Genomic DNA, 12,732 nt, shown 5'->3' with positions numbered 1-12,732 from the left:
CCAAAGAATTAGGGCTTAATACTCACGCTAGTCCTCCATATTTGGGATTAACCCAAACCACAATGCTTCTAAACGAATTTTCCGAAAATATCCAAATGCTTTGATAACACATTTCGAACACGATTATGATCGAGAGATTTAGTCATAAAAAACGAGACCACTTCGTGGTCTCGTTCACGCTGCTAACCTTTGATGCAGAATTTCCTTAATCAAGCTTCATTTGCCGTGCCAAGGTGGAAGGGATCTCCTCTTTATCCACGATCACGTCAATCACAAAAGGCTTATTGAACTGCAGCGCCTGTTTAAATATCTGCGTAAATTCGCTGAGCGTCGTGCATCTTGCGCTGTCCGCTCCCATCGAAGCCGCAAACGCGGCGGCATCCAAAGGCTGCTTAAAGATCGTACCGTCGGTTCGCCCGGTAAACTCGCGCATTCCTTTTAATGCCATATCCAGCTGTCCGTTATTGATGACAATAAAGATGACGGGCAGCTGTTCGGCGACGCATGTCGATATTTCGGAGCCCAGCATAAATAAGCAGCCGTCTCCCGTCAAACAAATGACGTTTTGTTCCCCGTCGGCAAATTTAGCGCCAATCGCCATCCCGATCGCATTGGCCATGGACGCGAAATAGGAATCGAAGAAAAAGGTTACGCCCGGCTTTAAATCAAGCCAACGCACCGCATGGTACCCGTGAGCCCCATCATCGGCAAAAATCGTGGACTGCTCAGGAATAATATCCCCTAGCGCCTGGCAGACTTCCGCCACCGAAAGGGACTGAAGCACAGGCAGCGGATCGTGATAACGCTCACCAACCCCTACCTTCTCACTAGTGCTCTCATTCGGATACAGACGCAGCAGTTCCTCAAGGTTCGTTTTTAAATCGCCAAACACATGCGTATGCTCAGCTTGTATAATGCCGCCCATAAATTCGTAAGAGATGTCGAACTGGATGATCCTTTGCGGGAAATAAGAACGGTCCAAGCCCGCCAAGGCGGTATCGCTCACACGCGAACCCATCACCAGCATCAGGTCGACGCCCGACTCAAGCAGGTCTCTGGCTTTTTGGTGCCCGCCCAGTCCAAAGGGGCCGTGATAAAGATAGTGCGACGAATGGATGCTCCCCTTTCCACCGGGAGTTGTGACAATGGGAACCTGAAACTGTTCAGCGAAACTGGCGAGGGGTTCTTGAGCTCCGGAGAGGACGACACCTTTCCCTGCCAGAATCACAGGGTTCCTTGCGGCTCGCAGCTGATTCACCACATCCGTCAGATTGGTTGCGGCATAGTTTAAACGGCTTGACGGGATATGAATATTCGGCTCGGCCACGGGCGAGATCATAACGTCAAAGGGGATGCACAGATGCACCGGACCTTTCCGTCCGGTCATCGCTTCGCGCAAGGCATGGTTAAAGATCGCCGGGAAGGTATCGGCGCGGGAGACCATCGTGCTGAACAGCGTAACGGGTTTCATGATTTCCGCCAAATCGATTCCGAATGACGAAGAATCCTGGCATTGCGGTATCCCGGTTTCCGCCGCCGACTGATGTCCCGTAATGAAAAGAACGGGCAGGGCGTTCATTTTTGCGTGGGCCGCGGCTGTGACCAGATTGGTCCCTCCCGGTCCGGATGTTCCGACGACTACGCCCAGCTGTTTGCCTGTAAAAGCATAACCTCCGGCTGCAAAACCCGCTCCGCTTTCATGCCTCCCCAGAATAAATTCGATCCCCTGGTTGCCAAATTCCAGAATCACCGGCGCGACCGATTTGCCAGGAATCCCGAAGGCATGCTGAATATCCAGACTGACAAGCGTTTCAACTAAGAGCTCAACGACATTTTTCACACAGGACACTCCTTTTAAATGCCTGACAAGGGTAAATGGATATTGAAATCCGTACCTGCACCCAATCTGGAATCGACGCTGATCTCTCCGTTGTGGTTGTTGATAATACGGTAGGATACGGATAGACCCAGGCCCGTTCCGTTCTCTTTGGTTGTAAAAAAAGGATTTTGAATTTTTGTGAGGTTTTCAGGACTAATACCGGCGCCATTGTCAGAAATAGTGATGGTTAGATGGTTGTTTTGTTTGGACGTTTTTAATGTTACGGCTTCTTTAGGCTCAGACGCTTCAACGGCATTTTGTAAAATATTGATCAAAACCTGTTTAATTTGTGCAGCATCGGCGTACAGGATGTCCTGCTCACCCGTATGAAAATCACGGTTAAACCGGATATCGTGCAGCGCAGCTTGTCCCTCCATAAAATCAAGCACGCTGTCAAGAAAGGGATTGATATCGATCGGCTTGACGATGGGAAAAGAAGGCTTGGACATCGTTACAAAATCCGATACGAGATTTTTGACGCGCACCAGCTCCTCGTGCACAAAACCCAAATAACGGGTCGTGTCCGGGTCAAGCGGACGCTCGCGGATAATTTGCACAAAGCCCATGATGGCGGTAAGCGGATTACGGATTTCATGGGCCAAACCGGCGGCCAGCTTCCCAATCGCCGATAGCTTCTCGCTGACGATGATCTGCTGCTCCAATAAATAGCGATCGGTAATATCCCTCAGCTGCGCATAGGCGCCTTGAATGACGCCATTTTCAAAAATCGGGATGATGTCGGCAAGGCAAACCGTGTGCGCTCCGTTGTCGTGAAAATGCACCTCGATCCCCCGCTGCCGCTGCCCGTTAGCAATCGTGTGCAAAAAATGCGGTCCAAGCTCCGCTATTTGATAGGAAGACTGTCCGACCGAAATATAATCGGGTATGATATTCAGCGCGACATGGTTAAAATCGACAATGGTTCCGGATCCGTCAGCTAAAAGAATCCCCGTATCCAGATTGTCCACCATAAGATGATGCAGATCCAGTTGACGCTGGTTCGTTTTTCTGAGCATCAGCTCCCTTCCCATGGATTCCGCCATATTGACGAGCATGGCGAGCTGATAGTTACTAAAATCGACGACGCTGGTCATCAGGGAAATCGTCCCATCACGCATTCCATGATTGCCCGGAACCGAAAACGGTACGCTATGGCAGGCAGATTCGTGCAGAACAAGATGAAAATGATCCGTTCCCACGGTTTGAAACGGAATTTTCTTTTCCAGCGTAATCAGCGTCGCACAAATGCCCACCTCTCGCTCAATCAGCAAGCTCCCTTCTTTAATGTTCAACTGTGATAGATTTTCTCTCATAATCCGATCACCGAAGGAATCAATAACCAAACCTTTATCATCCGTGACGAGGAATGAAACCATTTGCCCGTTTAGTAATTGAATCGTGTTCTCTCCAAAACCCTTCGTGACCTCCAAAATGTCAGCATAGAGCCGCTTCTGTCTCTGTAAATGATCTTCGGACACGGTTGTTAAGGGAGAGGGAACATCCGTTGGCTGCATTCCATAGGCGATGCAACGTCGTCGAACCTCGGCGAGGTAATTGTTTTCCATGTGGTCGAACCCCCAAATTACAACTGTACTTCCTATATCTTATAGTATATTTAGCGCTGCGAACATGAATATTTTAGGGATTAGGTAAGGTTTCCAGTTATTTTGTCGAATAAACAAAGAGGCTGTCCTAAGTCTTTGGACTCAGGAACAGCCTCTCGATTGTATCGAAAAAAAGAGCAGGTCATTTCATCTGCATTATTTTTGAAATACGGATTTCATATGGATTCTTCAACCGAAATGGCTCCGACCGAAGTGGAAATCGAAATGATCGGACCTCCGCCGTTGATATCGGTAGAACCTTTGGATACCCCGGATATCGTTCCGAGTTCGCTTTGAACCTTCAAAGTGCAAGACAGGGAGTTCGCAAGTACCGCTTGAACACCGCCTACATCGGTGCCAACCTGTAGACTGCTGCCCCTCTCCATTTCCAGGATCCCCACACGGACGCTTCCTGCTTCTGACTTGATTTTGGATTTCCCTACAACATACGCTCCCTCAACGGTGATCCCGCCAACATGATTTTCCACCTGATACGATCCATTCAGGTTATTCATCGTAATACTGCCAACTTCATTTACAATTTCATAACCGGTGACCTTGTCAGGCACGTTCACGACATACTCGATTAACAGTTCGGATTTCCCGAAACGGGACTCTGCCCAATCCCATAAATCTCGTCCTGGTTCATCCTTTGCATGCGTCACGATTTCCATCGTACCGTTCCTTTCCACGATGGATGTTTCCGCTTGCTCTGCAATATTCCGATGCGTTTGATCATTCAAAAACCAAATGGTAGTCTCCACCGTGATCTTGTTCCCTGGTCCCGCTACGAGCGTGATATTTCCTGCTTCATGGTGAATCTGAAGCATTGAATCTTTCTCTACTTCCCGTTCGGCGGTACGCTGAACGCTGTCACCCTTGCTTTTGATGCTTTCTTCGATGCCCCTAACACTATCCTTTACGGTCTTTCCTGCAGCCACCACCGTTTCGTGCGCTTCCTGTTTGAACTTTTGCGCAGCATCGTCCACGGTTCCGCAGCCTGCGAGCATTATCACGGCAAATACGGCCGTGGTCCCAATAAGTATGTTTTTCATTTGTCCTCCCCAATATCTTCCTATTTCGTTATGTATAGTATCCATTATACGGAAAACCGCATGGAGCACACCTATCAAAAGGCCAGTGTGGTAACTGGACCTTGGTCGAGGATATGTCAAAGTGCAGCTGAACCAAAACTACCTGGTTTGTGATGACAACGGTTAGCACAGCGCAAACGAATGACTAAAAAACAGCAGCCTGTCAGGCTGCTGTTCATCTAACTTCTAATGGTGCTTTAACTGATACAAATAATAAGCATAATCTGTGGGTGTTCCTGCAATTCCTAATTGCCTGAGCATCGCAGTCACATTTCCACGATGATACGTCCCGTGGTTCACCATATGCTGGATATAATCCACACATCTGGCCTGAAATTCACCGGATGGGTATATTTCTTCGATGTTATCGAGCTGCTCAACAAATGAGCGAAAGCGGACCGCCAGCTCTTCTTGCATCTTACCGAGTTCTTCCATACTCTTATCACTAGTTTCCGCCACAATACGTTCAATCGTGTTCTTCAACTGCAAATAGTAGTTCTCAGACAATTCGGAGACGCCGCCTGAATTTAAGAAAGACAGCCATCCCCGATCAATCACGTAAATATGGACGATCGTATCGTAAATGGTTGGAAATACGCTATTGATTTCCTTTCGGTATACCTCCTCGGAAAGTTGCTGCAAGTGACTGCATACCTGCCGATTTGCCCAAACATGATAATCTAATTGCTGCAAAGTATATGTTTTCAACAGTGTTCCCCTTTTCCAATGGGAAGCCCGCAGTTTAAGGGCGATTATGCGTCTGATCCCTCAAAAGTAAGCCCATAAATGAAAGTTGTGTTCATTATAAAACGCCTCCTTGAAGACACATGATCTAGTATATATAGGGGGGCATTAAACGATCCGTGTTTTCCCCTATGGTTTCAATCGTATCAAAATAGATAACGCTTAGCCTGAGAAAGTTTGATTATAATCGATTTCTCCTTCATTCCAGACAAAATATGTCTACTTCTTAGCGAAAAAAAGCAGCCCACTACATGTGGACCGCTTAGTCGTGTTGGAATTGACATTACTCAGGAAGCGTTGGATCATCATCCTCTAGCTTTTGGACGGAAGCTGTTTCTCACTGTTTTTGCCAAAGCCGGACTCATACACCGTAAAAAAGGAAATGTTCGAAGTTTGCACCTGATGCTCATTCAAATCTACCCATTCCTCGCTCTTCAGCTTGGAGATTATACTGCTGACGTCATCGGATATAATATTGAGTGCTTCTCCGCCGACAAAATGAATCGTAATGCTGGTCTCGCTCATCGCTCGCACCTCCCATTCATTTCCTATTGGCATAGTATGGCCCAGGCCATTACTTCTTATTTACACGGATTAGGAGAAAGACAATCTGAGCTATTTAAAACAAGTCGGGATACATTTCTTTAGCGAGCTTTTCCATCCCGTCGATCGTATTGTAGCCATAGCCAAACATATAATTGTAGTCTACCGCATAGATTTGCTTGTTTTTAATCGCCTTCATGCTGGACAATTTGGGATTTGCGTAGAGTGCCTCTTTGAGCTTTTCCTGGGTCGTGCCACCCGTCGTTACCCAGTCCGGAATGATGAGTACATCCGGGTCTGCCTGAATCAGCATTTCGACGCTGACCTCGCCCGTTTCATTTTTAAAGACATTATCCAATTTGACCATTTTGAAAGCATCGTTAAAGAATGTTTCTTTTTGTGCCGCGTATACGCTCACTTCCTTCGGATCGCTCATATGGAGATAGGCGAATGTTTTCTCGTCTTGGATGCCCGCCAATTTGGAAGCGATACCTTCCTGTTTCCCCTTCAATTCCTGGATGAAAGACTCGGCTTTATCATGTACGTTAAAAATTTCACCTAGATGCTCAATATCTTTGTAAATCGAGTCGTAGGTTCCCCCGGTCACTGAGGATTCGAGGACATAGGTTTTGATTCCCATGCCGTTCAGAGTGTCCACTGTGCCTACACCCCAGTCAGCGTTATCAAATAAGCCGCCTCGACCGTATACCAGATCAGGATTCGTACCGAGCGTAACTTCCTTGCCGACATACTCGTCGCTAAGGATATTCAGTTTGTTATATTCCGATTCGACCGCTGGGTCCGGTGCCCCGAAATTTGCGCCGACCCCGGCGATTTTGTCGCCTAATCCCAAATGGAGCAGCAGTTCCGCTGCCGGTCGGGTATTGGCCATGATGCGCTCAGGCGCCTTATCGAATACCTGCTCCTTCTTCTCCCATGTCGTTCCCCCTTCTGCCTTCGTGAAATTTCCGATCGTTATCGGATAATGGCTGGCAGCCTGGGCGGCCTCCGGTTCACTGGTTTTCGCCGTATTCCCGCAGGCGGTGAGCGCCAACATTGCCGCAAGTCCGGCAGTCAGCAACAAATGCTTGTTCACTTCTCTTCCTCCCCTTTTATAAACCGTACGCAAATCCCAATCCGTTCGTAACCGGATTTACATATGTACGACACTTGATTTGGTACAGCGCTTCAATGTTCTCAGGCGTCAGCACCTCTTCAGGCGTGCCATACGCGTATACCTCGCCATGCTTCATCGCATAGAGATAATCACAGTAATGAGCGGCCATTTCCAAATCATGAAGCGCAGCCAGCACCCCGATGTTTAATCCCTTCACGCAGGATAAAATTTCGAGCTGATACCGAATGTCGAGATGATTAGTCGGTTCATCCAAATTCATGAATTTCGGCTGCTGCGCGATTGTTCTTGCCAAAATGACCCTCTGCTTTTCTCCGCCTGACAGCGACAAATAGCTGCGTTCTTTATAATCAAGCAAATTCGTTCTTGCCAAAGCCTCTTCCACAATCGCCACGTCTTCCAATTTGTCGGATTCCAGCAGCTTCTTGTGCGGCGTTCTGCCCAGCATAACCATCTGCAGGACCGTTAAATCAAAGTTCATTTCATTGAACTGACCGACGACGCCGAGCCGCTGCGAAACTTTCTTTTCATTTGCTTTCAGCACATCCAGGTCGTCTAAATAAACCGTTCCTTTGCTCGGAACCAGGCTCTTGTATATGCTTTTCAGCAGCGTGGATTTGCCGCATCCGTTTGGACCGATCAGGCCTACGAACTGCCGGTTGTTGACCTGGATCGAAACGTTCTTCACGATATCTTTTTTGCCGATCCTGACTTCCATTTCCTTTGCGGTCAACTCCATGTCTCACCCTCCGAAATTGTAGCCTTTTTTCACGATCATGTAGATAAACAGCGGCGAGCCGATCACCGACGTAATGATCCCGATGGGCAGTTCCACATTATGGATCAGCGTTCTGGATAGAATATCCGACCATATCAGGAACAATCCTCCGAGCAGCAGCGTTCCGGCCGTCTGCCGCTTGTGATCCGCACCAAAGATTCCTCTCCCGATATGCGGAATGATCAATCCGACAAACCCGATCATCCCTGCGTAGGCGACCATCGTACCGGTAATAAGCGCCGCGGCAATCATATAAAGCTTGCGATAGGCACTTAAATTAATGCCGAGCGTGATCGCTGACTCGTCGCCGAGCAGCATCGTATTAAGCACCCGGTGCTGTAAAAGAAACAATGCGCAGCCAAGCAATACGACCACCGCCATGATCGGCGTTTTATCCCAGCTGGAGGAAGCCAGGCTTCCCATGGACCAGAACGTAACGGTCTTGATGCCCTCCGCGTTGTTGGCGAAATAAATGACCAGACTGGAAAAAGAACTGCACAAGGCCCCGATGACGACACCCGATAAGACAAGCTTTACTGATGTCGCTTTACCTCCGATACTGGATAGCACCAGCACGGCAATCGATGTGATCATAGCCCCGGCAAAGGCGCCAAAGGCGACGCCGAACTGGGACAGCAGCGCACCACTGCCGAATCCGACCAGGATCGCAAAAGTAGCCCCCAGGGATGCGCCGGAAGAAATGCCGAGAATGTACGGATCAGCGAGTGGATTTTGCACGACGGCCTGCATGATCGTTCCGCATAGGGAAAGCCCCATGCCGATCAAAAGTGCAAATATGACGCGCGGCATCCTCACTTGTAAAATAATGTTTACGAATGAGTCACTCTGGACATGGCTCATCGATCCCCACTTGCCGTTGGTCAAGGCATGCACGATAATTTCCATCGCCTGCCTGAAAGGAATATGTACCTGTCCAATCGATACGGAAAAGACAGCGGATATCGCAATCAGAAATAATAAAATGATCATAACCGCATAATAGCCGGCACCCAATCCTGTTGATATTCTTTCCTTCGTACTCAAGAATTCACCTCCTGTCGATGCATGACGATGACTGCAAATTAAATGATAATGATTATCATTATCGACTATATTAAGGCATAATCTTCTACATTACAATCCCTAGTGCAAAAATAAAATGCAAAAAGCGTCGGGCAGCCAAAAAAAACTGACGCCGTTAAATAGCGGCGCCAGCTCAGTCAAGCAGCATTGGATATGGATCCATCTATGTATAGCAGCATGCTTACAAACGTTGTACCAGGCCCTCGTAACGCACGCTCCATGTTCCATCACCCGGAAATCCCGGCGCATGGTTGCCGGGGCCGCCGATCCAGCCGGCAGCCATCAAGGCTACAGTGGCCAGCAGCCCTCCGTTGCCTGGAAGATAGCTGAGCAAATGATCACGCTGATAATTATGTCCATTAACGAGATAGCTGTTTTTGACTTGATCCATCATCAGCATGTCTACCGCAAGGGCCGGTTCGCCCAGCCTGGCCGCAGCCATGGCCGCCATCGGGAAATCCCATCCCCACGACGTCTCCCATTTCCAGTCATCGCGGACGCGGTATAGCGTCCGGAGCATCGTTTCCCTGTCGACAAGCTTGCCGGGCAGTATGCCGCATGCGCCCAGCATCGACGGATGGTCGATATTCGCACTCTCAAACGTGTCCGAGATCAGCTCATGCGCTTCATACGTGCCATTCATTGCATGCGGCCGCGACAAATTTGCACGGACATGCTCCCAGCGCGGATCAGGCGGGAGGCCAAGGCGGCGCCTCCACTCCAGGGCGATTCCGAGCCCATGAAACCAATATTCCAGCTCAAACGTTGGATTCATCGTCCGGTCGCCTCGGTGGTTCTCTTGCGCCGGAATAACGGGCGGACCCAGCACGTAGCGGCTGCCTTCTTGTTCCCAAACGACGTAGGAGGCCATAAACCGGGCGCTTTCCATCACGATGTCCCGGTACCGTTCAAGCGTTTCGCGGGTCGGCTCCGCCTGAAAGCAGAGTTCGGCCAGGTCGATCGGGTGCGGCTGCTGCCATATCAGCAGCGCACCGACATTGGACGGGCTCTGATCGCCCTCCGGCCCTACCATTTTCGGCCACCGAGCCCCTTCATACCCTTGAGATACCGCAAGCGCACGTGCCTTAGGCAGGATTTTACTGTACCAATCCATACTTTTGCGAAGCAGGTCGACTCTTCCCCACTGCGCAAAATGAGCGGCGTGCCACCAATGCATCTCCAGGTGGAATTTGCCGAACCAGCTGTTATACATCAGCCCGGTTTCCTGCGGAGGGAGCGATCCTGCGGAATGAAGCGCGGTCAGAAACTGCGACAGCACCACGCGCCGCTCGAGTTCTGATGCCCGGGGATCGCGGCTGCCTGCCAGCTCAAGTGCGCCTCCGCGCTGCCAGAAGCCTGCCCAGTGACGCCTCGAAGCCTCGATAATGTCATCGACATCTTCGCAAGCCGGCGCTTCAATGGGCGACAGGCTGATCGCAAACTCTAACCGTTCCAGTGAAGAGTCTGGTATGACACGGAACGCATGCGGTTCTTCCTGAACGAAGTCCCCTGCGGTCCAAGCCATTCTAACGTGGTAGGTATCCTCGTCCAAAACCCTCTCGATTTGTGCATCTCGACGAGTCACACTCCGGCATGTCGATGCGTGCAGAAGGGAATCTCCCCAATTCAAGCCGATGCTGCTTCCCCACCCGCGGGCTTGCGGATGGGGAGCCGGGAAGCGGACGATGATGGACAACCGTCCCTCTGCGATCAGCGGTGACTCGATCCGGATGCCGATCTGGTCGGCATCCGGATGACATGCCGTCACGACGTTGACGATCGCACCACCGGCACGGAAACGGCTACTGATGACGCCGCGCCACAGGTCGAGCGTCTGCTCAATGTCCTGGAGCTCATCGAGCTCGATGGGTTTACCATCTTGAGATCGCAGGTCGAGCCCGAATGTGCCAAGCTGCACGCGATGCGGATTTTGCCTCAGCCAATGAAAGGCTTCCTCCTGTCCGGCCGCGTTCGTGGGATAACCCACGTCACGCCCATGCGTGTCGAAAGATTCGAGCTGCAGCTGCTCCAGGGTGTGGATATTCCGGCCACCAGTGGAATGCCACCCCCAATGGGACTGCGTTCCAAGCGGAAAGACGTACGCGTCCGGGTAGCTCTGCATGCCGGTGACGTCGACCGTATATGCCAGTTCCCCATTCCCGACCGAGAGCGGTGCCGTTTTTTCCGGTTGGCGCAGGATGGGATTGTGCCGGGAGACAAGCTTTTTGCGTTCAATCGGCTGCATGCCTGTTCCTCCTCGTTATTTTTGGTATTGTTTCACTTTGTCGTACCAGGCTTGTGCCCGCTTCGTCACTTCGTCCCCGCCGGATTTTTTCCACTTCTCCACGAATTCGTCGAACTTGTCGATCGGCCATTCGCCGATCACGATCTTTGACAAGTATTCCTGGAACAGCTTATGGGACTGGATGTCAGGGTAACCTTCGTAGACGGAGACCGGCATGCCGTCGCCCGCAATACGCCGCGCATCGGCGGTAGCTGTCGCAAAGATATCCTTGATCATCTGCACCCGGTCCGCCGGGAAGGTTTGCTCAATGCGGTAATCCATGCTTTCCTTCGTGTTATAGTTCAGCATGCCGAGACCGAGGGTACGGTTATCGTCTGCAGGCAGCAATTGTTTCTTCCCGTCGACGACCTCATGCTGGATTCCTTCGATGCCGAACTGGACAAAATCCGCATTTGCCGGATCGTAGAAGAAGTCGAGCAGCTTCAGGGATGCTTCCGCCTTGTCCTCGGACACTTTCGGAATGAGCCACTCCGGTTCGCCGACGCTTTTCTGCGTAACGAAACCCTTATATCCCTCCACTGTAGGCATCGGCATGCCTTTGATATTCACATCGGGTGCAAGCTTCTCGATCGCGTCAAGCCGGCTGTTCAAATTCCCCGGAAGATGGTACCAGCTGCCGACCAGGTTGTTGTTGATCTTCGCGGTCCATATTTCTCCTTTGTTCAAAAACGTCTCGTTATCGAGCAGTTTCTTCTCATACAGCTCGCGGATAAATTGGATGGCCGCCTTCATATTTCCGGTTACGCCTGCGTATTGCAGCTTGCCGTCATAGATATCCCATTCGGGCTTTCCTTCCCACATGGCTACGCCGTACATGCCGAACAGGTGGTCCATCCATGTGCCGAATTCCCGCCCCGTCGTCGGCAGCTCGTCTTTGGTGCCGTTGCCGTTGGGATCCCCGTTCAGGAAAGCGGTCAGCACGTTCACATAGTCATCCTTGGTTTTGGGCATTTGAAGCCCCAGTTTGTCGAGCCAGTCCTGCCGGATCATCGGCGCACGCTCGGGTATCATGTAAATTTTCGGGACGTAATAGATCTTTCCGTCATCGGTCGCGGAGCGCACGACATTCCACGCCTCCTCCGGAATGCGTTCCCAAACGTGAGGCGCATATTTCGGCAGCAGATCGTCCAGCGCGAGCGCACCGCCTTGGGAAATGAGCGTCTGCTCCACTCCGCCTACCGGTCGCATAATGTCAGGCAGATCGCCGGAAGCGATCATAACGTTCATGCTTTCGACAGGATCGCCGCCGGAAGAGGTGGTAACCAGGTTGTACTGCACTCCTGTTTTTTCTGCAATATACTTCACATGAGGGTCATCGCTTTTGGGCAGCTTCCCTTTTCCAAGGTGGGTTTTGTATACGTTTACAACAGTGTAGGAAGAATTTTTATCACCCGCCCTCGAAGCTCCCTCCCCCGATTTGCCGCTGCATCCGGCTATCAAAGCCGTGCCGGTCACAACGGTCAGCATCAACCGAAGCCTTTTTGACCATGCCTTCATTCTGATCTCTCCTTTTTCGCAATAATGATCATTTATTTGAATCTCGTCTCAGCAGCGGACTTGGATGGGC

At 50.6% G+C, this 12,732-nt stretch carries 10 protein-coding genes; all 10 read right to left on the bottom strand.

The genetic code is table 11. The features are described from left to right. Positions 1-205: 205 nt before the first annotated feature. Positions 206-1,840 (bottom strand): thiamine pyrophosphate-binding protein, encoded by a 1,635-nt coding sequence (locus tag CJP46_RS07050; protein ID WP_143812930.1) that lies wholly within the window; start codon positions 1,838-1,840, stop codon positions 206-208. A gap of 14 nt (positions 1,841-1,854) precedes the next feature. Next, positions 1,855-3,444, bottom strand: a complete 1,590-nt coding sequence (locus CJP46_RS07045; RefSeq protein ID WP_094594838.1) for an ATP-binding protein — start codon at positions 3,442-3,444, stop codon at positions 1,855-1,857. A gap of 215 nt (positions 3,445-3,659) precedes the next feature. Next, on the bottom strand, positions 3,660-4,538 hold the full coding sequence (locus tag CJP46_RS07040) for a hypothetical protein (protein WP_094594837.1): 879 nt from the start codon (positions 4,536-4,538) through the stop codon (positions 3,660-3,662). A gap of 225 nt (positions 4,539-4,763) precedes the next feature. Further along, positions 4,764-5,285: a DinB family protein gene (locus CJP46_RS07035; protein WP_094594836.1), complete on the bottom strand. Its 522-nt coding sequence runs from the start codon at positions 5,283-5,285 to the stop codon at positions 4,764-4,766. A 348-nt stretch (positions 5,286-5,633) separates the two neighbouring features. Next, positions 5,634-5,846, bottom strand: a complete 213-nt coding sequence (locus tag CJP46_RS07030; RefSeq protein ID WP_094594835.1) for a hypothetical protein — start codon at positions 5,844-5,846, stop codon at positions 5,634-5,636. Between the two features lie 94 nt (positions 5,847-5,940). Then, positions 5,941-6,960, bottom strand: a complete 1,020-nt coding sequence (locus CJP46_RS07025) for an ABC transporter substrate-binding protein (protein WP_094594834.1) — start codon at positions 6,958-6,960, stop codon at positions 5,941-5,943. 16 nt (positions 6,961-6,976) lie between these two features. Continuing rightward, positions 6,977-7,738, bottom strand: a complete 762-nt coding sequence (locus tag CJP46_RS07020; protein WP_094594833.1) for an ABC transporter ATP-binding protein — start codon at positions 7,736-7,738, stop codon at positions 6,977-6,979. A gap of 3 nt (positions 7,739-7,741) precedes the next feature. Then, on the bottom strand, positions 7,742-8,767 hold the full coding sequence (locus tag CJP46_RS07015) for a FecCD family ABC transporter permease (RefSeq protein ID WP_094595110.1): 1,026 nt from the start codon (positions 8,765-8,767) through the stop codon (positions 7,742-7,744). Between the two features lie 274 nt (positions 8,768-9,041). Then, positions 9,042-11,105: a glycoside hydrolase family 65 gene (locus CJP46_RS07010; protein ID WP_094594832.1), complete on the bottom strand. Its 2,064-nt coding sequence runs from the start codon at positions 11,103-11,105 to the stop codon at positions 9,042-9,044. Positions 11,106-11,120: 15 nt separating this feature from the next. After that, the gene (locus CJP46_RS07005) at positions 11,121-12,662 is read right to left on the bottom strand and encodes an extracellular solute-binding protein (protein WP_094594831.1); all 1,542 of its coding nucleotides are present in this window, start codon (positions 12,660-12,662) and stop codon (positions 11,121-11,123) included. Between the last annotated feature and the right edge of the window lie 70 nt (positions 12,663-12,732).

Source organism: Paenibacillus sp. XY044, assembly GCF_002257645.1.
In the GTDB taxonomy this organism is placed as follows: Bacteria; Bacillota; Bacilli; order Paenibacillales; family Paenibacillaceae; genus Paenibacillus_AQ.
The sequence above is the reverse complement of the archived record's forward strand: the minus strand, read 5'-3'. Positions and strand labels throughout refer to the sequence as shown.